The following is a 26,035-nucleotide window of genomic DNA, read 5'->3' on the forward strand; positions in this document are numbered from 1 at the left end:
GAGGGCTGGAGAGGGCTGCGGAGCGTGCGGAGCGTGCGAGACGCGCGAGACGCGCGAGACGCGCGAGACGCCAGCGCGCGCTGCCGCACGCTCCGCACCCGCCGCGTACCCATCGCGCGCCCATCAACCCATGCTGCGGATCCCCCTCGTCCCTGCGCTCCTCTTCACGGAACGCAAACGGCCCAAAAGCGTCACCGCACGTCCCAGCATTGTCCCAAAATTGTCACTGCGCATCTCGGTGTTTTTCTTGTGTCTCCCAGAAAAAAGATCTGGACACTTCCAGTAGTGAGTTGCTAACTTGAACACTGTCCCTTTGCGCATCCGCTCTCCGATCGAAGCCAAAGCACCCGCGTACCTGATCTGATCCTGATCAGCCCGCGGGGCGCAGTCCGATAGGAGCCCGCGAAACGACCTCGCCTGACCCGTGTGTCATGGCACCTGCCATCCGGATGACGCTCCAGCAAGGGTTCACCTGTGAGGACCTCAAGGAGCTACAAATGAAGCAAGTCGCAATCGCCTCATCCGCCGCGCTCGCCACCCTGTTCATCGCCGCCACCAGCCTCGCCAACACCTCTTCGCCGTCCCCCACGTGCACCGTGATCAAGCGGGGTGTCCTGGGCGACATCTACAACGCCGAGATCTGGAGCCTTGCCCCGAGCTATCACGTCCCGTCCCCTCATGAAGTGAACACCGGCTACTCCAGCACCGTCGGCGAGAAGCGCGCCCTCTTCCGCTTCGATCTGAGCCCCATCCCCGCCGGCTCGCTCGTCACGTCGGCCAAGTTCTACGCCCTGACCTACACGAGCACGGCCCAGACCGTGTACGTCCACCAGGTGCTCGCCCCCTGGACCGAGGGGGGCGTCACCTGGAACAACCTCGGCGGCATCGACCCCGCCACGTTCACCTCGTTCGTGCCCAACGTCACAGGATGGAGCTCGGTCGACCTCACCGGGCTCGTGCAGGACTGGGTGAGCGGCGTCTCGCCGAGCTACGGGATCCTCCTCGAGGAGGGCTCCGCCGGAAAGACGTCTTACAAAGGCAGCGCCCACACCGACGCTTCGTACCGCCCGCTCCTCGAGGTCTGTTACACGGCGCCAAAGGGCACGATCGGCGACAAGGTGTGGTTCGACGCGAACGCCGACGGCATCGAGGACGCCTCCGAGCCCGGCATCGCCGACGTCGTCGTCGACCTCTTCGCCGACACGAACTGCGACGGCTCGGCCGACGGCGCCTCCATCCAGACGACCGCGACCGGCGCGACAGGCGTCTACCGCTTCAGCGACGTCGAGGCGGGCTGTTATGTCGTCGCCGTCGACGACGCGACGCTGCCGCTCGGGCACTTCCTCACCACCGACGACGAGCCGCTCGCCGTGTCCCTCGACGCGGGAGAGAACGTGACCGACGCCGACTTCGGGTACGTGACGTACTCGTCGATCGGCGACACGGTCTGGCTCGACAGCGACGCCGACGGGCTCTACGAGCCGGAGACGGGCGAGCTCGGCGTCAACGGCGTCCGCGTCGAGCTATTCCAGGGGGACCAGCTGCTCGACTTCACCCTCACCGGCAACAGCCCCTACACCGGCCAGCCTGGCTTCTACCTCTTCGACACGCTCTCGGCGGGCACCTACTCGGTGGTCATCACCTCCGACAACTTCATGACGAGCGGTCCGCTCGCCGGACAGGAGCAGACGGCCGACCCGGACGGCGGGCTCGACAACGTCGGCACGGTCGCGCTCGGCTGGGCCCAGGACCTCCTCGACGCGGACTTCGGCTACCAGCTCTCCTGCGGCAACGGCGTCTGCGGCGGCGACGAGAGCTGCTCCACCTGCGCCGTCGACTGCGGCATCTGCCCGCCCGTCTGCGGCAACGGCACCTGCGAGATCGGCGAGGACTGCGGGAGCTGCAGCACCGACTGCGACGTCTGCGCGCCCGTCTGCGGCGACGGCACCTGCGACGCGAGCGAGAGCTGCGGGAGCTGCTCGGACGACTGCGGCGCCTGCCCGCCCGTGTGCGGCAACGACACGTGCGAGGCCGGCGAGGACTGCGGCACCTGCTCGGACGACTGCGGCGCCTGCCCCGCGGTCTGCGGCAACAACGTCTGCGAGAACGGCGAGGACTGCGCGAACTGCGCCGGCGACTGCGGCGCTTGCCCCGCGGTCTGCGGCAACGACAGCTGCGAGGCCGGCGAGAACTGCCTCGAGTGCCCGAGCGACTGCGGCATCTGCCCGCCGGTCTGCGGCAGCGGCGTCTGCGAGGTCGGTGAGACCTGCGGGAGCTGCGCGGCCGACTGCGGCGCGTGCGCGCCGGTCTGCGGCGATGGAGTCTGCAAGGCGGGCATCGAGAACTGCTCGAGCTGCGCGGCCGACTGCGGCACCTGCCAGTGCGCGTCCCCCGGCACCGGCACCCCCGGCTACTGGAAGAACCACCCGGGCGCGTGGAAGGTCTCGAAGCTGACGATCGGTAACAAGACGTACACGAAGTCCCAGCTCCTCGACATCATCAGCCGTCCGACCAAGGGCGACGTCACGTACATCATCGCGAAGCACCTCATCGTCGCCAAGCTCAACGTCGGTATCGGCAACCAGTCGAGCTGCATCGAGGCGACGATCGCGAAGGCCGACGCGTGGCTCAAGAAGTACCCGCTCGGGAGCAACGTGAAGGAGAGCGGCAGGAACTCGCCCTGGGCGAGCGGCCAGCCCCTCGCCGAGACGCTCGACGATTACAACAACGGCCGCCTCTGCGCGCCGCACCGCGATGACCTGGACTGCGACAACGACCGCGATGACCGCGACCACGACCGCGGCTGCCGCTGACCGATAAGCGCCGGCGTCCCTGGGCCAGCGCCCGCCCGAGCGACCTGACTCGAGCGTGACGGCGCTGGCCCATCCCCCCTCGCTGCTCCCTCCCCGCTACTCCCCACCGAACGAGCCCGTCAACGAGAGGCAGCCTCATCGCTCCAGGGGGTGGCCCTTTGCCCCGGAGTGAATCCCATGAAGGCGGGAAGGCGGGAAGATCATTGATCTTTTCTTCTCGCCTTCCCGCCTTCATGTTCAAATCCGGCCACCACGTCGCTCTACAGGCGCCCTCGACCCCGCGACCGTTCCGGCGGTTCCAAGGTCGCCGACCTCTCCGGCCCACGGCCTCCGGGCGCAGGTCGATCGCCGACCCTGACACGCGACGCACCAGCGCTCCCGCTGCGAGTGGAACGACCCTGCGCGCGATGGTGAATCGCGACCACGCCACGACGCACCGGCCCCGCCGAGGCAGGGGACCGGAGTGCCCCAGCGGCGATGGGCGTGTTCTGCCCCTTGCGCGGCAAATTGCCCCTACCGCACGGGACGTGGCTCCCGCTGGCACGGCTTACACCGCGGACAGCGGCGCGCCCCGCGAGCGCGATGACATCGTCGAGCCCGCTCCACCGCAAAGCAGGACAGCGTGGCACGGGCGCTGCAATTCATGCGGGGCTGAGCTCCGAGGACCTCGGTAGACGGCCCGAAGGTCCACCAGGGGCGGGCCAGAAGAAGGAGAAGCTGCCATGAACCTGACCGAAAGCTGGATTGGCGATAAGCCCTTGGTCCCGCCTTGCGGTTTGTTCGGTAAAGGCCAGCATATCGTCCTGGCCGAAGACGACGACGACATGCGCTCCACGCTCGCGATGGCGCTCCGCCGCGACGGGTTCGAGGTGTCCGAGGCGCGCAATGGCCTCGAGCTGCTCGACAAGGTGGCGCCCTGGCTCGGTGGGAAGGAGCCCCCGGAGCCGATCGACGTGATCGTCAGCGATATCCAGATGCCCTGCTTCTCGGGGATGGAGATCCTGGAGGGCCTCGCCGAGCTGAGACGCCGGCCGCCGGTCATCCTGATCACGGGGTTCGGCGACCCCCACCTCCACGCGGCCGCACGAAGCCTGGGCGCCTCGGCGGTCTTCGAGAAACCGTTCGAGCTGGATGATCTCCGCAGCGTCCTGTTCAACCTGAAGGACGCGCCCGGCTTCGACGGCGGCTACTGATAACGAAGAGCGCGCCCCGTACCCCCGCTGGGCCGCCGGACGCCGCGCTCAGCCGTCCGGCCGCGGCAGGGGCGTCGCCGCCGCCCAGCGCGCGACGCAGCTCCGCTCCTCCTCGGTCATCTCCAGCATGCTCGCCACCACGCCGTCCAGGTGGCGCCGCGCCTCGGCCGGCAGGCCTGCGTTCGCCGGGCCAAGCTCCCGCCCGAGCGCGTCGAGCGCGCCGATCAGGTCGGCCCGCGCCGGCGGGGGCGCCGGGATCGCCCGCAGGTGCGCGATCTTCACCTGCGGCATGCCCTCGCGCGCATCCCGGTGTCGGGTGTAATGCCACCAGCGCACAGGAGAGGAGTTGAGGTAGCAGAGCAGCGCGAACTCGCTCCAGGTGGCGTCGCAGAAGCCGGCCAGGATCGAGTTGCGAAACGGGAGGCCGTCGCTCAGCGCGGCGATCGGGTAGCGGGCGGTCTGGCGGATGAGCAGCCGCACCGCCTTCCAGTCCTCGTCCTTCCGGAAGCGGCCCTTCACGCCCGCGCGATCGACGTGGTGGCGCGGCGCGCGCGCGATGAGCTCGCCCACGTCGGTGCCCTCGCGGATGGGGCAGGTGTACGGCGGCACCGGGACGTCCGCGCGCCGGATGCGCTCGGCGTCCTCGGCCGACGTCTGGAAGCCGCGCTCCCCGAACAGCGCGGCCGGCAGCGGGCTGAGCGCGCCGAGCCGATCGAGGAGCCGCCGGGACACGCCGTCGAGATCCGTGCGCGCGAGCGGCCAGCAGGAGGCGCTCGCCGCCGCCCGGGGGGACGGGGGCGCGAGGCGGGTCGAGAGGAGGCCCATGCACGGCTGGAAGACGCCCTCGAACGCGTCGCTGCCGAAGCTCGGGAGGTCGGGGTCGACGGCGCAGAGCGCGTCGTGCGCGCGCCGCGTGGGGCGGTATCCATCGAGGTCCGACACCGACGTGGGGATGACGAGGCCGAGCCGCCCGCCCGGCCGGAGCAGCGACGCAGCCCGGTGCACGAACAGGCCGTGCAGCGAGCGGTAGCCATGGAAGGCCGGGTTCCTCCGGAGATAGAGGTTGAAGACCTCGGGCGCGATCGGCTGCGCCGCGCGGCCGACGTACGCGACCCAGGGCGGGTTGCCGATCACGGCGTCGAAGCCGGGCTCCGCGCGATCGAAGGCGCCGGGGAACGCGAGCTCCCAGTGCAGGAACCGGCGCCCCTCGGCGATGCGGCGCGACACCGCCGCCCGCGGCTCGGCCGGGTCGCCCGCCGCGGCCATGTAGCGCGCGAACGTGGCCGGCCCGGGCGCCAGGGCCGCGAGCTCGCCTTCGGACGGCCAGAACCACAGGGCCATCCAGGCGTCGAGCGCCGCCTGATCCGCGCACCCGGCGCGCTCGACGCCATCGCAGGCCGCCCCCTCGGCGCGCTCGTCGCCATCGCAGGCCGCCCCCTCGGCGCGCTCGACGCCGTCGCAGGGCGCCCCCTCGGCGCTCGCCGGCGACCGGCGCGCAGGAGCTCGCCGCGACAGGGACCGCCGCACCCGGCGCTCCCCGGCGGCGTCCGCGGGCCCGCCGCGCGTCCACGCCGCGGCCGGGAACGCGCCGATCTCCGCGCGCTCGGCGCCGATGAGGCTGTCGCCGCAGCGGAGCTTCCCATCGAGGAGGCTCGGCGGAAGGTCCGCGTCCTGCACGACGAGCCAGAGCGAGAGCCTGGCGAGGTCGACCGCGAGCGGGTCGAGGTCGACCCCGTACAGACAGCGCTCGGCCACGAGCGCCATCGCGCGGCGGAGCGGCGGCTCCCCGGGGGCGAGGCCCGGCGTCGCGCCAGCGCGCTGCCAGGCGGCGGCGAGGTGCGCGGCGAGCTGGCGGCACGCCTCCACGAGGAACGCGCCGGAACCCATCGCGGGATCGCACACCGCGAGCGAGAGGATGTCGTCCGGCGCCGGCGGCCCGCCGGCCCGCGCGAGCAGCGGCGACAGCGTGCGCTCGACGACGTGGCGCGTGATGTCCCGCGGCGTGTAGTACGAGCCCGCGCGCCGCCGGAGCTGCCCCGGCTGGAGATAGAGCGTGCCCCGCGCGATCCGGCCCGGGTGCCGCGGGGAAGCGCGGCGCGCGAGCGCCTGCGACAGCTCGGCCACGCTGCCCGCCGCGGCCACGCTGGCGGCGAGGCGCGCGCCGAGCCGGAGGTCCGCCACCTCCTCGAGCCGCGCGAGGCGCTCGCCACCCGGGAGGGCGAGGAGCGCCTCCAGGTCGACGACCGCGTGGGACGGCAGGAGCGCCATCGACTCGCCCTCGGCGATCTCGAGATCGAAGCCGATCAGGCCCTCGTAGAGCGTGCCGATGTGCTCGACCTCGAGCTCGCCGTAGCGCACCGGCGCGCCGTCATGCGCGAGGAGCGCCGCGAGCACGCGGTGGAGCACGCCGTCGCTGAGCGAGGGTCGACCGTCCAGGAAAGGGTGCGCGTCCGGGCCGCAGAGGCCGCCGCGCGCGCCCCCGGGACCGCGCCCGAGGAGCGCACGGAAGAGCGCCGCGACGCGCGCCCACGCGCCGTGGCGATGCCCGAGGTCGCCGCCCCGCCGCCGCTCCTCCTGGAGCTCCTCGAAGAGCCGCGCGAGCGGGGCGCCGCCGCCTTCCGCGCCGGTGAGCAGGCCGCGCGCCTCGGCGTAGAGGAGAAGGATGAGCCGCATCAACGCGGTCACGAGGCCGGCGCGGAGGTGCCGCCGGCCCGCGGCGGAGCCGCCCGAGGCCGCGTCGCCGCCCTGCGGATCGGCCGACTGAAAGCCGCGGAGGAGCTCGCCGAGCGCGCCCTGCGCCTGCTCGCGGAGCTGCCTGGCCACGCCGTGGCCAGGCGGCGCGGGCTGGCGGCGGAGCTCGCCGAGCGCGCCCTCCTCCCTCGCGCCGTCGCGCGGGGAGCAGGAGTCGACCCGTTCACGGTCGCAGCGCAGGGGGGCGCCGAGCTGAGGGCATTCCGAGGACACGCGGGATCCGCACGAGCATTGCGGATAGGACGGGGTGCAGGCAAGAGCCCCGACGCCGAGGCGCGCGAGGGCCGCGGCGGCGGCCCGGGTGGAGCGCCGCCCCGGCGGGCGACGCGCGGCGCGCTGGAGCGGAGTCCTTCCTCGCCCGGAGGTCCTGACGCGCGGCGCGCTGGAGCGGAGTCCTTCCTCGCCCGAAGGTCCTCCCCCAGCACGCTTTACCGGGATGCGCGTGAAAGGATTCCCGGCGCAGCGCCGCGCGGAGGTACGGTTCGTGCCGCGTGTCCTCGAATGAAGGCCCAGACGTTCGAACGGCACGCACTCGCTCATTCACGCAACTCACGCCCTGGCTCCGCGGCGCGGCGCGGCGCCTTGATCGCCGCGATCCTGCTCGGGATCTCGGCCTGCCAGGGCGCCGGAGAAGAGCCGGAACAAGAGGCCACCGGCGCCGTCAGCGCGGGCCTCGACCTCTATTCCGGCATTCCCCAGGACGGCGTCGTCCTCGGGGATCCGGGCGCGCCGATCACGCTTGTCGAGTTCTCGGATCTCCGCTGCTCGCATTGCCGGGATTACGCGCTCGAGGTCCTGCCCGTGATCCTCGACCGCCACGTGCGCACGAGGCAGGTGAAGCTCGTGTTCCGGAACCTCACGTTCCTCGGGCCGGGCTCCGTGCAGGCCGCGCGCATGGCCGCGGCGGTCGGCATGCAGGGCCGGCTCTGGGAGTTCGTCGACCACTTCTTCCGGATCCAGGCGCGCGAGCGCCCGCCGGTCACGGACGAGCTCCTGCTGCGCATCGCCTCCGAGCTGCCGGGCGTGGACGCCGCGCGGGCGATGGCGCAGCGCGACAGCGGGGAGGTCGTGCAGCAGCTGGAAGCCGCGCGGGCCGAGGCCGCACACCTCCAGGTCCACGGCGTGCCGGCGCTGTTCCTGAGCCGCGAGGGAGAGGGGCTCCGCCGCCTCCGCCTCTCCTCGATGTCGCCGGAGCCGATCTCCCGCGCGATCGAGCAGCTCCTGCGCGCGGCGCGCCCGCGCGGGTGAGCGCGCGGCGGCCGCAACAGGGGCCGGCTCCCCGCGCGGTTTTTGGTACGCTCGCGCGGGGATGACCGCCTCGCCGCTCGTGTTCCCTCCCCGCCCCCCCTCGCTGCACGGCCGGCGCCGCGAGCTCGCGACGCTCACGGCGACCCTCCGCGCATCGCGCCCGACGCGCATCGCGCTCGTCGGCACGGGCGGCAGCGGCAAGTCGACGCTCGCGTGCGCGCTCGGGCACAAGCTCGCGGCCGAGCTCCCCGGCGGGATCCACTGGTTCCGGGTCGGCGCCTGGGACGCGCGCACCCTGCTCGGGATGCTGTCGCTCCGCTTCGGGGCCGGGCCGTCGCCCTCGCTGCCGGCGCTGCGGCGCCGCCTGCGGGCGCTCGGCGAGATGCTCATCGTGCTCGACAACCACGAGCACGACCGCGCCGTCGCCGAGCTGCTCGACGGCCTCCGCGACGAGGCGGTGACGTGGGTCATCACGGCGCGGCGCTGCCTCGTGGCCGGCGTCTCCATCTTCCCGGTCATCGCGCCCCTCGTAACCTCGGGGCAGAGCCCCTTCCCCGCGGTCGCCTCGCTGACCCGCCTGCTCCGCTGGAACCCGGTCTCCCTGGAGCTCGCCGACGCCATCGTCGAGGGCGGCGCGGCCGACGTCGCCGAGCTCCATCGCTGGCTCGTGTCGGGCGGCGTCGACCGCGTGCAGGTCATCGATCACGAGGACGACCTCCCCGAGGTCGGCCTGCTCGTCGCCTGGGTCTTCCGCGGGCTCTCGCCGCCGGCGCGGCGGATGCTCGCGGTGCTGGCGCACTCGAACGGCGACCACATCGACGAGGGCTCCCTCGCGCAGCTCGCGCGGGCGGGGCGGAGCGCCGGCGACGCCCTCGCGTCGCTCCGCCGCTTCCGGCTGGTGCAGGAGCCGCTCGCGGGCCGCTTCGCGCTGCACGCGACCGTGCGCCACGCCCTCATGAAGCGCACGCGCTTCGATCAGGGCCGCTTCTTCGAGCACTACGTGGCGCTCCTCGAGCGCTCCCCGGAGCGGCTCGACCTCGAGCAGACCCACCTGTTCGCGGCCATGGACTACGCCCATGACACAGGGAGCGTCGCGGCCGCGATCCGCGTGAACGAGCTGCTCTCGCGGCTGTCGCTCTGACGCCCGCGCTCCCCGCGGACGGCCGCCGCGGCCGCGGTCAACGCGGCTCTTCGGGGCCCCCCACGTCCGGGCCCCCCACGTGCTCGCAGCAGAGCTCGACGAGGCGCTTCAGCACCCACTGCCCCGCGGGGCCCAGCACGAGCCCCGGCCGGTGGACCACGGCGAGCGACAGGAGGTGCTCGTCCTCCCCCCACGCCTCCGGCCGGACGCGGACCAGACGTCCGGCCCTGAGATCGTCGCGGATCATGTGCTCTGGCAGGTTTCCCCAGCCGAGCCCTGCGCACAGGAGCTCTCGCTTGGTCTGCAGATCGACGACACGCCAGGTGCGGGGGGACAGCACGGCCTGCTCCGGTGAGCGCGCCCCGCCGCGCTCGCTCAGCACGATCTGCACGTGCTCGCGCAGCTGCTCGGTCGCGACGCGCCCGGCGTGCTGCTGCGCGGCGGCGAGCGGGTGCGTCTTGCCGGCGACTGGCACCATGCGCACGGACGTGAGGTGACGGCGCTCGAGCCCCTGGGCCGCCGCCGCCGGCCCCACGACCCCGAGCTGGCATGTCCCGTCGAGCACCCGATCGGCGACGGCGGCCATGGTCTCGGTGTGCACGACGAGCTCCACGGTGGGGTAGACGCGCGCGAACTCGACGCAGAGATCGACGAGCGCGGAGAGCGGAAAGACAGCGTCGACGCACAGCGAGACGAGCGGGTCGAGGCCGCCGGCGAGCCGCTGCGCGGCGCTGCTGAGCGCGTCCGCGTCGGCGCACACCCGCCGGGCGGCGCCGAGCAGGACGCGGCCCTGCTCCGTGAGCGCCGGGATCCTCGTCGATCGGTCCCAGAGGACGACCCCGAGCTGGCCCTCCAGGTTGGCCATCGCGTGGCTCACGGCCGACTGGACGCGGTGGAGCTTCCTGGCCGCGGCCGAGAAGCTGCCCTCGTCGGCGACCGCGATGAACGTGCGCAGCTGGTCGAGCGTGATGGAGTCGTGCACCGCGCGTCACCATGCCACGGCTCGCCGCGCCCCGGCGCGGCGGTCGTCCGTCAGCCCGGCGGCGGCGGGCCTCCTGCGCTTGTGAGCTCGACAAAAACAGCGCGGCGGCCGGGACAGGCGAGGAGCGTTTTCCCAAGGGGTCTACCCTCCAGCCGGCCGCGCGGCCCGCGGGCGGGTAGACCCCTTCCTTTACGCTCCTCGCCTGCCCCGGCCGCCGGCGCGCGCTCGATCGAGCGCGCTCGTCACGGCCTGGAGCAGCCGACGACGCCGATCAGAGCGGCGGGTTGGCGTTCTTCACGCACTCCACGAAGTACTCGTGGAACCAGACCCCCGCTTCCGGCGCGCGCTGATCTGCGTTCTCGTAGCCGCAGAACAGGTCGTAGCGCTCCGCGTTCGTGTCCGCGGTGCCGTCGGAGTCACCCGGCGGCTTGACCCAGTAGAAGGCGTCGAGGCGCGTCGCGCCGCCCGGGTTCGCCCGGGGCCGCTCGCCCATGCCGGCGCCCTCGTTGTTGCACCAGAAGCCCCAGTCCGACCGGATGTTGCCGCGGCCGTTGCGGCTCGTGTCGATGATGAAGTGCTTGTCCCCGAGGCCTTCAGCCGCCAGCGCCGAGGCCATGGCATCGACATAGTCGTACTCGCCGAAGCAGGGATTGTCCTGCTGATCGTAGCTCTCCGAGCTATAGCTGAGCTGCGTGTAGTTCGCGACGTTGGTCGCGAAGCCGCGGACGCCCTTCGGATTGCCGGCGGCCTCGATGACGCTGGCGAAGATCTCGGCGCCCTTCTTCTGGTTGTCCGCCCAGCCGAGCCAGCCCGAGTGCGCCGCGTCGATGTACTGGTGCACATGCGGCATGTCGAGCTTCTGGAGCGCGTACGCGACGTTCTCGCGGTAGGCGGTGTCCGTCTCCGGGGTGCAGTCCTTCTTGCCCAGGTTCGTCGCGAGGTTGGGGAGCGAGTCGGGCTCGATGATCGCGACGATGCGCTGGTTCGGACGGGCGGCGAAGATCGCGGAGATCCGATCGATGAACTCTTCCCTGTACCGCTTGACGCCGCCGTTCTCGACCCGGAGCTCGCCGTTCGAGGCCTCGGCGAAGCAATCGCGGTTCGGCAGGTCGTACACGACGATGACCGGAATGACCGGCTCGCAGATCTGGTTCTGGAGCGCGAGCGCGGCGTCGAGGTGCCCCTCGAGGCGGTCGACCGCCGCGATCCGGTCGAGCCAGAACGCGGTCGGGATCTCCTGGACCTTCTTCATCTTCTCGACGAGGGCCGCGTCCGTCGTCTTGTCGATCGACGACTGGACCTTCGCGATATACTCCGGGTCGACGAACAGCGTCCCGCCCACGAACGGGTTGCCGTCCGCCGTCGAGATGTCGACCGGTCCGGGGCAGTTGCCGCCCGCCGCCGTCGAGCTCGTCGGGGTGCCCGCGCCCGCGCCGCTGCCCGTCGGGGTGCCCGCGCCGCTGCCCGTCGGGGTGCCCGCGCCCGCGCCGCTGCCCGTCGGGGTGCCCGCGCCGCTGCCCGTCGGGGTGCCCGCGCCCGCGCCGCTGCCCGTCGGGGTGCCCGCGCCGCTGCCCGCGCCGCCCTCTCCGCTGCCGCTCCCGCCGCCCCCGTCGCCCGAGCACGCCGCAAAAGAGGCGGTCGTGAGGAGGACCGCAACCCACTTTGCCAACCCGAGCTGATGCGAATTCCTTCTCAGCATATTAAGCCTTTCACCTACGTCACTGAAGAAACCAGGCAAATCCAACGTATCAAAAATAGCGTGCCGAGACTAGACCAAGGGTTTCGCAGGGGCAAGGACAAACGGTGGCTATGCCATGCCAGCGTGGCTCCATCGTAATCTGCCGTGCGGTTATTTTTTCACGGCGAATAGAAATGTCCGCCGCCTCTCGACTTGCGACGTTCCGACGCGCGTCGCGAGCGCGTCACATGGTGCGTCCGACAGCGGCCCGTGAGGCTGTTTCGCACGGGGAAACCACGCTGGGAGAGGAGGGCCTCCGGGCCCAACGCATCGCGTAATCCACTCGACGGGTCGGCGCGGCCTGGCCGTCGAAGTGACACGGCAGACAACGAGAACTGTTTCGGGTTGATTTCCAAGTACGTCACCGACGGTGAGCTCACCCTCTCTGAACGGCAGCGGGCTCGGGTTGCGCGGCGAGTCACGGTGAGCTCACCCTCTCTGAACGGCAGCGGGCCCGGGTTGCGCGGCGAGTCGGACGTGCAGTGACGCAGGGTGGCACTTTGAGACGCACCGCGCCGGGGGCGCGTCGTGCCGTGATCGTGGGGAGTGCGGCGCCCGTCCGCGGCCCGCGCGTGGACCTTGATGCGGCTGGCGCTCATGACGTGACGGCGAGTGGGCTCGCCGGCCGGCCGCGTCGAGCGGAGCGCGTGTCGAGGGACGCCGTCCGCAGGCGCGCCCGTCGCCGGGCCGTCACCGAGCGGCTTCTGGCCGGTCGCCGCCGATCGGTTAGGCTTCGGTCCCCCCTGCCCCGCAGAGCCCGCCATGCGCTTCGTCGTCGTCTCGTTGATCCTCCTCGTCGTTCTCGGGGCCCTTGGCCTGTACGTGCACCGGCGCGCCTCCGGCCTGCTCGATCTGAGCCTGCGCGGCCGGCGCGCGCTGGCCTGCCTGCTCGCCACCGGCATGCTCGCGATGATCTCCGCGCGGCTCTGGCGGGGCGTGCTGCCCGAGGGCGTGCTCCGCGGGGTGGTGCTCGTGAGCAGCATCCTCTCGCTCGGCGTCCTGCTCTCCGCGGTCCTGCTCGCCATCGTGGACCTCGGGCACCTGATCGCGCGGCTCGGGCGCGCCGCGCTCGGACGCGCCCGAGCCGCCGCGCGCCCCGCGGACGTGGCGAGCCGCCCTGGCGAGCAAGGGGCGCGCGAGGACGGCGGCGACGCGGGCGAGCTTCTCTCGCCGCAGCTCGCGCCGCAGCTCGCGCCGCCGGCGCTCCCCCGCCGCGCATTTCTCGCGAACGGGGCCGTCGGCTCCGCCTTCCTCATCGGCGGCGGCAGCGCGGTGTATGGCGCCCTTGTCGGGCGACACGACTACGTCATTGAAGAGGTCGCCATCCCGATACCGGGCCTGCCGCGCAGCCTGGACGGCTTCACGATCGTGCAGCTGTCCGACATCCATCTCGGGCTGTTCGTGGGTGAGCCGCAGATGCGCGCCGCCGAGGATCTCGTGCGCAAGGCGCGCGGCGATCTCGTCGTGATGACGGGCGATCTCATCGATTTCAATCCGATGTATGCCGAGCACCTCGGGCGGCTCACCCGGAGACTGGGCCCGCTCGCCCGGGAGGGGGTCGCGGCGATCCCGGGCAACCATGACCATTTCGCCGGCATCGACGCGGCGCTCGACGCGCTGGAGCGCGGCGGCGCCCGCGTGCTGAGCAACCGGGGGAGCGTCGTGGGAGGGGCCGGCGGCGCCTTCGCGCTGCTCGGCGTCGACGACGTGTGGGCGCGAGGGCGCGTGCCCGGCGGCGGCCCCGACCTCCGCCGCGCGCTCGCGGACGTGCCCCGCGACCTGCCGCGCGTGCTGCTCTGCCACAACCCGGTGTTCTTCCCGGACGCCGCCGGCGAGGTGGCCTTGCAGCTCAGCGGCCATACCCACGGCGGCCAGGTGAACCCGCTCGTCCGGCCCGCCGACCTGGTGCTCCCGCACGGCTACGTGGCCGGGCTCTACAAGCGCGGCAGCGCGCACCTCTACATCAACCGCGGCTTCGGCACCGCGGGGCCGCCCGCGCGCATCGGGGCGCCCCCCGAGGTGAGCCGCATCGTGCTCGTCGCCGCCTGACACCTGACGCGATGCCCGAGACCGCCGTCGCTGAGCCCGCCTGGCGCGCGTCGAGCCGATGCGAGCAGAGGCTCGAGAGCGGCGGCGATCTCCGGCGGCGATCGCGAGCTCCCGAAGGTCCTCGATAATTTTCGGGATAGGGCGTGTCCTCCGGTTCTTGATTCTCGTGCCGAGGGTGTTCAGGCTCTGACGCGCGATGAGCGCGACGCGCGCGACGATCCGACGACCGCTGCCGACCTGTGGCCTGATTTGCCCCGGAGTGAATCCCATGAAGGCGGGAAGGCAGGAAGATCCTTGATCTTTTCTCCCCGCCTTCCCGCCTTCATGTTCAAATCCGGCCACCACCCGCTCTTGCTGGGCCTCCTGCTCGCGACCTTCGCCGGGGGGTGCGCGCGCCCGCCGCTCGCCGCCCCTGTCGGCCGGAGCGATGCGCCCATCGCCCCGCCGGTGGACGGCCCGGAGGACGGCGTCGAGCCGGCGCCGGAGCCTGCGCCGCCCGCGGAGGAGCCGGCGCTCCTCGAGATCGAGGTCCCCGGCTTCGGACCTGCGGTGGTCGTGACGCCGCGCGGCGAGGGGCCGCGGCCCGTGCTCGTGGTCGCGCACGGCGCGGGCGATCGGCCCGAGTGGCACTGCGAGCTCTGGCGCCCGATGGTGCAAGGGGCCGGGTTCGTGCTCTGCCCGCGCGGCAAGCCCATCGACGCCCGGGCGCCGGACGGCGGGCGGATCTTCTACTACCCGGACCACCACGCGCTGAGCCGCGAGGTCGCCGCGGCCGTCTCGGCGCTGTCGACGCGCTTCGGGGATCGGGTGGATCTCCGCGACCCGGTCTATGCGGGGTACTCGCAGGGCGCGATCATGGGCGCGCTGCTCTTGCCCGGGCACCCCGCGCGCTTCGCCCGGGCGGCGCTGATCGAGGGCGGATACGGCGGCTTCGGCGAGTGGACGCTCGGCACCGTCCGCCGCTTTCGCGGCGGCGGCGGGGCGCGGGTGCTGCTCGCGTGCGGGGGGGGCTACTGCGCGGCGCAGGCGCGCAAGACGCAGGCGATGCTCGAGCGCGGCGGCGTGACCGCGCGCGTCCTGCACGCCGAGGGCGCCGGCCACAGCTACGGCGGCCTGATGGAGCGCGCGCTCCACGAGGCGTACCCGTGGGTCGTCGAGGGCGATCCCCGCTGGCTCGGCGGCGCCGCGCCCTCGGCGCGCAGCGAGGCCGCGCCCTCGCCCGGTGCGGCCGCGCCCTCGCCCGGTGCGGCCGCGCCCTCGCCCGGTGCGGCCGCGCCCTCGCCGCGCGCCGGCGCCCGCTCAGGCGGACGCGGCGGCGATGCTGCGCGCGCGCTCGGCGAGCCCCTGCACGACCGAGTGGAAGCTGCGCAGCTGCCTCACCTTGCCCTGGCCGAACCGCCGCTCGATGCCGCGCCGGAGGGCTGGCACCCTGGCGGTCCCGCCCGTGCAGCACACGACGTCGACCCCATCGAACGACACGCCGGCGTCCTGCACCGTCTGGTCGAGCGCGCGGAGGATCGCGTCGATCTGCCGCTCGCTCCCGGCGTCGAACTCCTCCCGCGCGATGCGCTCGCGGATGTGCATTGACGGATAATCGAAGCGGAACTCCGTGACCGCCTCGCCGGACAGCGCGCACTTGCTGCGCTCGATCTCCTCGAAGAGCCGGAAAGCGAGCGAGTCTTCCACGAGGCAGAGCAGGTTATCCATGCGCTGCCGATCCTCGGACCCGAGGGACCACGCCTTCACGTCGCGGAGGAAGGCGAGGACATCGCGGTGCTGGAGCACCGTCATGTCGGCCGGGGAACAGAGCTTCTCGACGATGGGCCGGGGCATGGTCAGCTGGTTCGAGCCGAGCGGGACGCGGTAGGTGACCTCCGCGCCGAAGTGGCGGGCGATCTTGTGGCGCATGACGCTGCCGTCGAGCGCGTCCCCCGCGATGGAGACGCCGCCGAGCGAGAGCACGTCGGACGGCGTGAACCCCTCCGGCCGCATCCGCACGATCGTGTAATCGGACGTCCCTCCGCCGAAATCGGCGACGAGGACGACGGCCCCGCGGTCGAGCTCCAGGTGAAAGTCGTGCGCCGCGGCGACCGGCTCGGGGCAGAAGAAGACCTCGCGAAAGCCGGCGATGCGCGCCGCCCGCTCGAGCCGCTCCTCGGCGAGGCGGTCCTCCGCCGGGTCGGTCGAGAACTTCGCCGGCCTGCCCAGCACGACGCGCGCGACGTCCGCGTCGAAGTGGCGGTTCGCCCGCTCGCGCATCTCCCGCAGGAAGCGGCCGATCAGGTCCTCGATGGTCACGAGCCGGTGCCCGATCTGCGTGCCCGAGAAGCTCCGGTCAGGGAGGTATTTCTTGATCGAGCGGATGAAGCGGCCTTGCATGCCGTTCGCGACGAAGTCGCCGATCGCCGCCGCTCCGCAGGAGAAGTGCTGCTGCCCGAAGAACAGCAGGCTCCGGAGGACGGTGGGGTCGGCCGCCGCGCCGTCGAGCGGGATGGGCGGGCAGGTCGCCTCCGCGCTGGCCGCCGAGAGCAGCGAGTTGGAGGTACCGAAATCGACGGCGTACACCTCGGGCCTGAACCGTGCGGACATGATCTCGCCTCCTCGTGGGGTGCCTGGCGGGCACGGGGATCTCGCCGATCCAACCACTGTTGACAAGCTCGCTAGGACACGCGGGTCACGCGCCGCAGCGCCACGATGAGCGCGACGAGCGCGATCAGGGCCGGCAGGGCGATCGCGCCGATGTTGAGCCAGCCGAGCCAGTCGGTCGGGGCGAGCCCCAGGGCGGGGATCGGCAGCGCGAATGCGTTGTAGGCGGCGACGCCGAGCGCGAGGACGCCGCACGAGAGGAACAGCCACGCGAGCGCGGCCAGGAGGCCCTTGCCGAGGCGCTCCATGGCCGGCGCGCTCCGCCAGCGCCCGATGAGGACCCGGATCGTCGCGGTGAACGCGAAGAACGAGAGCGCCCCCGCGACGCCCGCGGCGATGAGCATCTCCGTCTCGCTGAGCGCCCGCCGCTCGGTGACGCCGTAGAGCATGCGGAGGGCCATCCCGGCGCTCGTGAAGACCGCCGCGCCCGCGGCGAGGCTCACCGCGATGGACAGCAGCAGCGCGACCGGCCGCGCGCGCCGCGCCCTGCGCGTCACGTCGTCCGCGCTCTGGCTGCCCTGGGCGTTGGGGATGACGACCGTGGCGATCTCGTCGTTCGGCGCGCCGTCGGTCATCGCCGTGGTCATGCCGAGCGCGCGCGCGGGCCCGAACGGGTCCTGCATGTCGAAGTCGGCGAGCAGGCGGTCGAGCTCCTGCGCTGACGGCGGCCGGTCCTCGCGCGTCCGGGCCATGGCGCGCTGGATCAGCGCCTCGAGCCCCTCCGGGATGGTCTTGTCGATGTCGCGCGGGCGCCGCGGATCCTCGGTGAGCAGGCGGATCATCGTCCGGGCCGGCTCCTCCTCGGGGAAGGGGCGCTCGCCCGTGAGCATGCGGTACAGCACGGCGCCGACCGCGTAGATGTCCGCGCGGGAGTCGACCTCGGCCGAGCCTCGCGCCTGCTCCGGCGCCATGTACTGCGGCGTGCCGACCACCGAGCCCGTGCGGGTGAGATCGGCGCCGTCGAGCACCTTGGCGACCCCGAAGTCGAGGATCTTCACGTGGATGCTGCCCCCCTCGCGCCGGACGAGGAACAGGTTCGACGGCTTGAGGTCGCGGTGGACGACGCCGGTCGCGTGGGCCGCGGCCAGGCCCCGGCAGACCTGGCGCGAGATGGTGATGGCGGTCGGGAGCGGCAGCTTGCCGACCTGGTCGAGGAGGCCGCCGAGATCCTCGCCGTTGAGCAGCTCGGTCACCATGCACGGGCGCCCGTCCTTGAGGCGCACGATGTCCACCACGTCGATCACGTGCTCGTTGCCGACGCGCGCGATCGTCTGCGCTTCGCGCTCGAAGCGGGCCATCGCCTCCCGGTGGCTGGCGAAGTGCTCGTGCGGCACCTTGACGGCGAAGCGCTTCGGCAGGCGGATGTGCTCGGCGACGTAGACGCGGCCCATGCCGCCCGCGCCGATCACGCCGGTGATGCAGAAGCTCCCGGCGAGCAGCTCGCCGACCATCGGGTCGGTCGCGGTCACGCCCTGGAGCTCCAGGGCGGTCGCGTCGATGGGGCAGACGAGGAAGTCGAGCGGATACCGGACGGCGCACACGGGGCAGCGTCGGGTAGGTCGTTCCGGGGGTGCCTGCCGCGCCTGGTCCGGCTCGACGTGCCTGGCTAGCTCGACCATCGACCGGCAGTCTAGAACATAAGCGGGTTCCCGGCGCGACGGATCTCGGCCGCGCCGGCCCTGCCGCCGGCGATCACATCTCCTCGAGCTCCTTGCCCTTCGTCTCGGGGATGAAGGCGATGACGAACACGAGCGAGGCCGCTGCGGCGGCGGTGTAGAGCCCGTAGGCGATGCCCAGGCCGGCGACCTTGAGCACGGGGAACGTGGCGGTCACGAGGAAGTTCGCCAGCCATTGCGCGGCCGCCGCGATCGAGAGGGCGAGGGCGCGGATGCGGTTCTCGAACATCTCCCCGAGCAGCACCCACGTCACCGGACCCCAGGACGCCCCGAAGCAGAAGACATAGAGATTGGCCGCGAGGAGCGCGATGGGGCCGGCAGCGCCCGTCAGCACGGGGTTGCCCGCGGCGTCCTCGCCCGCGGCGGCGAACACGGCCGCCAGGGTGCCGAGCGTCAGCGCCATGCCGATGGAGCCCGCGATGAGCAGCGGCCTGCGCCCGACGCGGTCGACGGTCGCGATCGCGAGGAGGGTGGTCGCGATGTTCGTGACGCCGGTGATGACCGTGATCGCGAGGGCGCTCCGCTCGGAGAACCCGACCGCCTGCCAGAGGACGCTCGAGTAATAGAAGATGACGTTGATGCCCACGAGCTGCTGGAACGCCGACAGGCCGATGCCGATCCAGACGATGGGGAGCAGCCCTGAGCGCCCCCACAGGTCCGCGAGCCTGGGCCGGTGCTCGGACGAGAGCGTCTTCTGGATCTCGAGGAGCTTCGCCTGGGCGGCTGCGCCGAGGAGGCCGCGCAGGACGGCGAGCGCCTCGGTCACACGGCCTCTCGCCACGAGATAACGCGGGGACTCGGGGATCAGCAGCGCGCCGATCCCATAAAGGAGCGCCGGGGGGATGGCGCTCCAGAACATCCATCGCCAGGCGCTGGCCCCGAGCCAGAACGGGTTCGCCGCCGAGCCCGCGGACGTCGCGATGGCGTAATCGCCGAGCAGGGCGACGAAGATGCCGAGCACGATCGCGAGCTGCTGGAGCGATCCGAGGCGGCCGCGCAGGTGAGCCGGCGCGATCTCGGCGATGTACGCCGGCGCGACGACGCTGGCCGCGCCGATGGCCACGCCCCCGAGCACCCTCCACGCGCTGAAGTCCCAGGGCGAGAGCGCCGCCCCCGAGCCCGCCGCGCTGACGACGAAGACCAGCGAGTTCACCAGCATGGTCCGTGTCCGGCCGTAGCGATCGGCCAGCCTGCCCGCGAGCACCGCGCCGACGGCCGCGCCGAGCAGCGCCGAGGACACGGACAGGCCGACCGCGACCGTGTGCGCTCTGAACATCCTCTCCAGCGCGCCGACGGCACCGTTGATCACGGCGGTATCGAACCCGAACAGGAAGCCGCCCAGCGCGGCGACGGACGCGATCAGGGCAACCCGTAGCGTGGATGGGTGCTTGTCGCCGCGTCCGTCCCCCTGCTGCCCCGCTGGCTCTCTCATGCCCCCGGTGAACCACGAAGCGTGCCGCCGGCGCCTCGGCGGCGAGGAGGTCCGGGAGCGCTACCGGGCGTGGGCGCAGAGGATGGCGGCGGCGCCGCGGCCGCACACATCGAGCGCGCCGTCGCCGTCGAGGTCGGCGAGCTCCAGCGTCATCCCGTGGCGGTCGACGCCCCAGCCCGCGGCGTTCGTGTAGTCCTGCGGCAGGACCGGGCGCACGCGGTCGAAGCCGCTGCCGCTCGACAGGCCGCAGACCAGGCCTGTGGGGCTGCGACCGCACACGTCGGCGTAGCCGTCTCCATTGATGTCGCCGAGGCGGATGGATCCGTAATAGGCGCGCGACGCGTCCCAGCCGGTCGAGGTCCCGGTGTCGGCGAAATCGCTCCGCAGCGACCACCTGCGCGGGTTCTCGAAGCCGCCGCCGCCGGCCTTGCCGGTGGCGCAGATGATCTTGGCGGCGCCGCGGCCGCACACGTCGGCGCGACCGTCGCCGTTGATGTCGCCGAACGCGATGGTCATGCCGTGCCGCTCCACGCTCCAGCCGAGCGCGTCGAGGTACTCGGTGCCGAGCCATGTGGCGGCGGGCTGGAAGGCGCGGTGCTGGTCGTTGATCGCGCACTGGATGCCGCCGGCGCCGCGGACGCAGACGTCGGCGTAGCCGTCGCCGTTGACGTCCACGAGGCGCAGCGAGCCATAGTACTGCGCGCCGGCCGCGAACTCGGTCGCGTTCGAGAACGACGGGGTCCAGGCGCGGAAGTCGGGCACGAAGGCGGTGCCGGTCGCGTTCGCTGTCGCGCAGAGGATGCCGGCGCCGCCGCGACCGCAGACGTCGGCGCGGCCGTCGTGATCCACGTCCCCGAGCATGAGCGTCATGCCGTGCATCTCGGTGGCCCAGCCGCGCGCGTCGCTGAACTCGGCTGTGTAGAGCGCGGGAGCGCCGAAGCCGGATCCGCCCTGGTTCAGGGCGCAGTAAACGCCGTCGGGGCGGCGGCCGCAGACGTCCGCCAGGTGATCGCCGTTCACGTCGCCGAGGCGGACCGAGCCATAGTAATACGAATGGTCCCCGTAGAGGCCGGACGCGTCGCCGTCGCTGAGCAGGCCGCCGCGCGTCCAGCCGGTCACCGCGCCGAAGCGCGGGGTAAAGCTCTGCTGCGGGACGACCTCCAGACCGCCGCCGCTCGCCGGCTGCGCGACGCAATCCCAGACCTGGACGACCGTGCCGTTGGCCGGATTGGCGCCCCTCACGTCGAGGCACTTGCCGTCCAGCCCGCGCAGCATGCCGTCGCTCGTGAGGGTCCACTTCTGGTTGGGCACGTCGACGCAGTCCCAGATCTGGACGGGCGTGCCGTTCGTGGTGTTCGCGCCGCGGAGATCGACGCACTTGTCCGTGCCGGTGAGCTGGATCTTGCCGCCCTCGAGGGTCCATCTCTGGTTGGGCACGCCGGCGCAGTCCCGGATCTGGAGCATGGTGCCGTTCGTCGTGTTGCCGCCCGGGAGGTCGAGGCACTTGTCCGACAGGCCGGCGAGCCACCCGTCCGCATAGGTGATCTGGGCGCTCTGGTACTGGCTGCCCAGCCATGAGCCGTGCGCGCCGTCGCCGTAGGTCGAGCAGTCGCTGATATGCGAGTCATGCGCCGCGTAGGCGCAGAAGACGTCGGTCTTGTCCGCCTTCTGCTGCGCCGAGAGGTTCTCCTCCTCGTTCGCGATGTTGTAGTCGCGGTGCACGACGAGCTGGTGCTCCGGCGCGTAGGCGTGATGCGCATTGAACGCGAACTTCGCCGCGTGGACGTGATCGGAGTGGTCGCCGCCGTAGAGATCGCTCAGGTCCTGGATGTGCATGCGCGTCGGGGCGAAGCGCTGCACGAGCGAGCGCAGGACCGCGCCGAGCTCGCTCTTCGTGTAGGTGGTGCCGGCGCAGCTGCCCCACGTACCGAGCACCGGGACCGTGGAGGCGCCCGTTGTATCGTTCCACAGGTTGCGCAGGCTCTTGTGACCCGGGCGGTTACAATCGGTGTCGCCCGAGGGCGAGGCAAAGCCGTCGCCGCCGCCGCCGTCGGGCAAGCGCAGGAAGACGACGGAGACGCGGCGGTTGCTGTCGAGCGTGAAGCGGTAGGTGGGCTTTTCATTCACCGTATCGACGCTGGCGGTCCAGCGGTTGGCCACGCCGGCCATGAGCGCATACGCCGCGCGGATGCCCGCCTCGCGCCCATCCTTCCAGTAGGCGCTTGTGTCGCCGGCGTCACCGGCCGTGAGATAGACGGTGCGCACGGTGTGCCCGGCGCGAATGCTCTCACGCACGTCCGGGCTCATGAACAGCAGGTCGTCGTCCTCGTGGGCAACCATGTAGAGATCATGAAACTGGCTCCCTGCGGGCAGCGTGAGCGCCCCGGCCGCCTCCCCGGATTCGTCGCCAGGCGCGGCGTCGTCGGAGGCGTAGCACCCGGCGGCGAGCCCGCCCGGTCCGAGCAATCCGATGAGGAAAAGGCTGCGCGCTGCGGCGCGCTGCCAGCGAGAGGGAGGCTTGGACTGTTTTGAACTGGACACTGGACACTCCTGCCTTCGAGCCGCGCGGGTCGCGAGGCGAGCAGCGCGCGAGAGCAGGATGCGTGCCCGGGCGATGAACGTGGAGCTGGCGAGGATCCGTCGGTGTCCTGCGGAGCGCGGTGGCGAGAGGGCGTGGCCGAGCCGGCCAGTGGCCGGCCGGTGGACCGGCCGCGTTGAGCGGGGCCGCGCAGCGTGCGCCCGGAGCACGCCGCGCCGGCGCGGACGTACAGTATCACCTGAATCATTCAACCCGACGGCTGCGTGAAGCCTCCGGTTTGAGTTTCAACTCTACCGGGAAGCTCTCGACAGCCTCCGGTTTGAGTTTCAACTCTACCGGGAGGCTCTCGACAGCCTCCGGTTTGAGTTTCAACTCTACCGGGAGGCTCCCGGCAGCCTCCGACCGGTGGTCCGAGCCGCACCGCCAGGCAGCACGGGCGTCGTCATCGGGCAGTCACGTGCCGCTGAACGGGCGCGTCGAGAACGGGACCCGAGCTTCAACAGCCATCCGAGCCGGGAGAAGTCGGCAACCGAGGACCCGAAGCCAGGGCGGAGCGGCAGGCCTCGGCACGGGTGCCCGCTTGCTGCGCCGCGTCGTTCGCAGCCGACACGGCGCAGAAGGCCGGGCGCTCTCCGCGCCCCGAATGCTTCGCGCGCCCAGGACCGCAGGCTCCACGGGGATCCGCGCCGCGATCCCGTGCCGCCCCACGTCGCCGGACACGAGGACGGCGTCGCCCAGCCGGCCCCGGGGGCGGCGCGATGGCCACGCCCTCGGGCACCACGCTGAGGACGGTCGAGAGACGCCTCGACACCCCGGTCAACACCGTTCACAATGCCGGCAGACGATGAAATTGATTTTCAATACGCTCAGAGGCACGCGGTCTCCCGCGGTTGTCCCCCTCTCGACGTGGACTTGAACATCCCCAACCTGGGTTCGGCCGGCGTTACCGACATGGCCACGCCGGCGCACGACGCGCGCGCCGGCGTGGCTGCGGGCCCGCTCGCGAATGCAAGCGCCGGTGAGCGGGTGGTCGTGATCGAGGTCGGCCTCGAGGCGGATCTCGCCGGCTGGCTCGGTGCGATGGGGCTCGGCTCCGGCCAGACGCTCACGGTGATCAGGCGCGCGGCGTTCGGCGGCCCGCTCCATGTGCGCACCGGCTCCGGCGGCGAGCTCGCCATCAACGCGGGGCTCGCGCGCTCGATCCTTGTCGCGCCCCTCGCCGCGCCGAGGCGGATCACATGACCGCCGCGCTCGCCGATGCCCGCAAGGAGCGCCCCCCGGCGGCGGCAGAACGCCCGCTCGTCGCGCTGCTGGGGCGGCCGAACTCGGGCAAGTCGTCGCTCTTCAACCGGCTGACCGGCGGCAGCGCGCACGTCGGCAACTTCCCCGGCATCACGGTCGATATCCTCACCGCCGACGTCCGCCTCGCCGGCGGGACGGCCGTGACGATCGCGGATCTCCCCGGGCTTTACTCGATCGAGTCCGTCGTCGACCCCGCGACGGACGAGGGCGTCGCGCGCCGCTTCCTCGACCGCACGGGCGAGGGCGGGCGGCCGCGCCTCGTCGTCCAGGTGCTGGACGCGACGCAGCTCGCGCTCGGCCTGCGGCTCACGCGCGAGCTCGTGGGGCGCGGGCTCGCGCCGCTCGTCGTCGCCACCCAGCGCGACGTGCTCGAGGCCGAGGGGCGCCGGCTCGACCTCGGCGCCCTCGAGCGCTCCCTCGGCCTGCCCGTGCTGCTCGTGAGCGCGAGAGACCCGGCCGCGCGCGGCGCCGTGCTCGACGCGATCGCCGCGCGGCTCGACGCGATCGCCGCGGGCGCCGCGCCTGCCCCCGGCGCCGCGACATGGGACCCGGACGCGATCGCGCGCGACGCGACCCTCGAGGCGACGCGCCACGACGCCGCCGCGGAGCGAAGGAGGACGTTCACCGCGCGCGCCGACGCCGTGCTGCTCCACCCGGCGGCCGGTCCGGTCCTGTTCCTCGGGCTCATGGCGCTCCTCTTCGCCGCCGTGTTCCTCGTCGCCACCCCGGTCACCGAGGCGCTCGACGCGGCGATCGGACAGCTCGGCGGCCTCGTGTCCCGCGCCCTCGGCGGGGGGCTCGCCGCCTCGTTCGTCGTCGACGGCCTGCTCGGCGGCGCGGGGACGGTGCTCGCCTTCATGCCGCAGATCGTGATCCTCACGGTCGCCATGGAGCTGCTCGAGGCGAGCGGCTACCTCGCCCGCGGCGCCTTCCTCGTCGACCGCCTCCTCCAGCTGATGGGGCTGAGCGGCCGCGCGTTCGTCCCGCTGCTCATGGGGCATGCGTGCGCGGTGCCGGCCGTGCACGCCACGCGCATCCTCCGCGATCCGCGCGAGCGGCTCACGGCGATCCTCGTCCTGCCGCTCATGGCCTGCTCCGCGCGGATCCCGACCTACGGGCTCCTCCTGACGACCTTCTTCGCCGCCCACGGCGCGTGGGTGCAGGCGCTGCTCTTCGTCGCGCTGTACGTCGCCGGCATCGCCTCCGGGCTCGTGGCCTCGCTCGCGCTGCGGCGCACGGCGACCCGCGGGCGTTCGCTCCCCATGGTGCTCGAGATGCCGGCCTACCGCAGCCCCGAGCCGCGGCTCGTGGTCCGCAAGGGGGCCCAGGCGGCGTGGCGGTTCACGCGCGAGGTCGGGACCGTGATCCTGGCCGTCTCGGCCGTGCTGTGGGTGCTGCTGAAGGTCCCCATGCCGGGCGCCGCGGCGCCGGAGCCGCCGACCGCCGCGGCCGAGCTCGCGGAGGTTTCGCTCGAGTCGAGCATCGCCGGCAGCGTGGGGCGCGCGCTCGAGCCGGTGACCGCGCCGCTCGGCTTCGACTGGCGCATCAACGTCGGCCTCATCGGCTCGTTCGGCGCGCGCGAGGTCATGGTCGGGACGATGGGCGTCATCTTCGGCGTCGAGGGCGCCGACGACGAGCCCGCGCCGCTCGCCGAGCGGATCCGCGAGGCGAGGCGCCCGGACGGGACGCACGCCTACTCGAGCCGCACGGGGCTCGCGCTGCTCGCGTTCTTCGTCCTGGCCTGCCAGTGCATGAGCACCGTGGCGGCGATCCGCCGCGAGACCAAGACATGGCGCTGGCCGGCGTTCGTCCTCGCCTACAGCTACGCGGCGGCGTACGTCGCGGCGCTCGTCGTCTACCAGGGGAGCGGGCTGCTCGGGCTCCCGTGAGCGGGCACCTGACACCGCCGCGGCACGTCGCCCGTGGCGGCCGTCGAGCGCGGCCGCTGTGCACGTCGTGCGCGAAGGGGGCGGCGAGTCACGCCTCCCCGAGGATCCTGCGAAAGATGTCCACATAGCTGACGATGCCGAGCAGCGCGCCTTCTGCGTCGACGACCGGGAGCGCGCCGATCTTGTGCTCGAGCATGAGCTCCATGAGCTCGGTCATGTCCGCGTCGGGACCGACGCTCACGACATTGCCGCTCATGATCGTGGATACCGGCATCGTGGACACCGGCACGCCGGTCTTCTGTCGCGCTGCGTCAACCACGGCGGTGTCCGCCGAGTAGGGCAACTGGAGCGCTCGCAGGTCGCGATCGCTGAGCATCCCGACCAGCTCACCCTGCTCGTCGAGGACCGGCAGGTGGCGGAAGTCCGTCGTCTGGAGCACGTCCACCGCCTCGGCGATGGGGTCGTCGACCCGCACGGTCCGGGGGTTCTCGGTCATGAGCTCGGCGGCGCTGATCCTGGGTATCGTGAGCAACGACATCTCGCTCCGCGCCTGGTGCAACTCGCGGACCAGTGGAGCCCTCGATGAGGCGCGCCGCCCGCCTCCGGACGTCCCCTCCGCGCCGAGGCCCGCTGCGC

Annotated in this window: 15 protein-coding genes; 7 read left to right on the plus strand and 8 right to left on the minus strand. The window is 72.4% G+C overall.

Annotation, left to right across the window (positions count from 1 at the left end):
• The first annotated feature begins 497 nt into the window (after nt 1-497).
• Nucleotides 498-2,813: an SdrD B-like domain-containing protein gene (locus WMF36_RS42325; protein ID WP_437576531.1), complete on the plus strand. Its 2,316-nt coding sequence runs from the start codon at nt 498-500 to the stop codon at nt 2,811-2,813.
• A gap of 722 nt (nt 2,814-3,535) precedes the next feature.
• Nucleotides 3,536-4,006: a response regulator gene (locus WMF36_RS42330; RefSeq protein WP_437483366.1), complete on the plus strand. Its 471-nt coding sequence runs from the start codon at nt 3,536-3,538 to the stop codon at nt 4,004-4,006.
• 48 nt (nt 4,007-4,054) lie between these two features.
• Here the strand turns inward: WMF36_RS42330 and WMF36_RS42335 are convergent, their stop codons facing one another.
• Nucleotides 4,055-6,970 (minus strand): Eco57I restriction-modification methylase domain-containing protein, encoded by a 2,916-nt coding sequence (locus tag WMF36_RS42335; RefSeq protein ID WP_437576532.1) that lies wholly within the window; start codon nt 6,968-6,970, stop codon nt 4,055-4,057.
• Nucleotides 6,971-7,339: 369 nt separating this feature from the next.
• On the opposite strand from WMF36_RS42335, the gene WMF36_RS42340 reads away from it, so the two are divergent.
• Nucleotides 7,340-8,005: a DsbA family protein gene (locus WMF36_RS42340; RefSeq protein ID WP_437576533.1), complete on the plus strand. Its 666-nt coding sequence runs from the start codon at nt 7,340-7,342 to the stop codon at nt 8,003-8,005.
• A gap of 61 nt (nt 8,006-8,066) precedes the next feature.
• The gene (locus WMF36_RS42345) at nt 8,067-9,146 is read left to right on the plus strand and encodes a hypothetical protein (RefSeq protein ID WP_437576534.1); all 1,080 of its coding nucleotides are present in this window, start codon (nt 8,067-8,069) and stop codon (nt 9,144-9,146) included.
• 37 nt (nt 9,147-9,183) lie between these two features.
• On the opposite strand, the gene WMF36_RS42350 is transcribed toward WMF36_RS42345, so the two are convergent.
• Together WMF36_RS42350 and WMF36_RS42355 are read right to left on the minus strand one after the other, a co-directional pair.
• Entirely contained in the window at nt 9,184-10,128 is a 945-nt protein-coding gene (locus tag WMF36_RS42350) for a LysR family transcriptional regulator (RefSeq protein ID WP_437576535.1), read from the minus strand.
• Nucleotides 10,129-10,399: 271 nt separating this feature from the next.
• Complete coding sequence (locus WMF36_RS42355; RefSeq protein ID WP_437576536.1) at nt 10,400-11,827, minus strand: glycoside hydrolase family 6 protein; 1,428 nt, start codon at nt 11,825-11,827, stop codon at nt 10,400-10,402.
• 801 nt (nt 11,828-12,628) lie between these two features.
• Between WMF36_RS42355 and WMF36_RS42360 the strand changes: the two genes are divergently transcribed.
• Nucleotides 12,629-13,915 carry a metallophosphoesterase gene (locus WMF36_RS42360; protein WP_437576537.1) on the plus strand — a complete coding sequence of 429 codons (1,287 nt, stop codon included), beginning with the start codon at nt 12,629-12,631 and terminating at the stop codon, nt 13,913-13,915.
• Between the two features lie 1,299 nt (nt 13,916-15,214).
• Here WMF36_RS42360 and WMF36_RS42365 read toward each other — a convergent pair.
• From WMF36_RS42365 to WMF36_RS42380, 4 genes are all read right to left on the minus strand, one after another.
• On the minus strand, nt 15,215-16,504 hold the full coding sequence (locus WMF36_RS42365) for an Hsp70 family protein (RefSeq protein ID WP_437576538.1): 1,290 nt from the start codon (nt 16,502-16,504) through the stop codon (nt 15,215-15,217).
• Between the two features lie 71 nt (nt 16,505-16,575).
• The gene (locus WMF36_RS42370) at nt 16,576-18,180 is read right to left on the minus strand and encodes a serine/threonine-protein kinase (protein WP_437576539.1); all 1,605 of its coding nucleotides are present in this window, start codon (nt 18,178-18,180) and stop codon (nt 16,576-16,578) included.
• 73 nt (nt 18,181-18,253) lie between these two features.
• Nucleotides 18,254-19,669 (minus strand): sugar porter family MFS transporter, encoded by a 1,416-nt coding sequence (locus tag WMF36_RS42375; protein ID WP_437576540.1) that lies wholly within the window; start codon nt 19,667-19,669, stop codon nt 18,254-18,256.
• 60 nt (nt 19,670-19,729) lie between these two features.
• The gene (locus tag WMF36_RS42380) at nt 19,730-22,210 is read right to left on the minus strand and encodes an RICIN domain-containing protein (RefSeq protein WP_437576541.1); all 2,481 of its coding nucleotides are present in this window, start codon (nt 22,208-22,210) and stop codon (nt 19,730-19,732) included.
• A 904-nt stretch (nt 22,211-23,114) separates the two neighbouring features.
• Here WMF36_RS42380 and WMF36_RS42385 point away from each other — a divergent pair.
• Both WMF36_RS42385 and feoB read left to right on the plus strand, forming a co-directional pair.
• Nucleotides 23,115-23,450 (plus strand): FeoA family protein, encoded by a 336-nt coding sequence (locus WMF36_RS42385; RefSeq protein WP_437576542.1) that lies wholly within the window; start codon nt 23,115-23,117, stop codon nt 23,448-23,450.
• A complete protein-coding gene (gene feoB, locus WMF36_RS42390; protein WP_437576543.1) occupies nt 23,447-25,399 on the plus strand; it encodes a ferrous iron transporter B in 1,953 nt (650 codons plus the stop codon). Before WMF36_RS42385 ends, feoB begins: the two co-directional genes overlap by 4 nt.
• A gap of 88 nt (nt 25,400-25,487) precedes the next feature.
• On the opposite strand, the gene WMF36_RS42395 is transcribed toward feoB, so the two are convergent.
• Nucleotides 25,488-25,937 carry a CBS domain-containing protein gene (locus WMF36_RS42395; protein WP_437576544.1) on the minus strand — a complete coding sequence of 150 codons (450 nt, stop codon included), beginning with the start codon at nt 25,935-25,937 and terminating at the stop codon, nt 25,488-25,490.
• Between the last annotated feature and the right edge of the window lie 98 nt (nt 25,938-26,035).

The sequence above is a fragment of the Sorangium sp. So ce887 genome, assembly GCF_051521455.1.
In the GTDB taxonomy this organism is placed as follows: Bacteria; Myxococcota_A; Polyangia; order Polyangiales; family Polyangiaceae; genus Sorangium.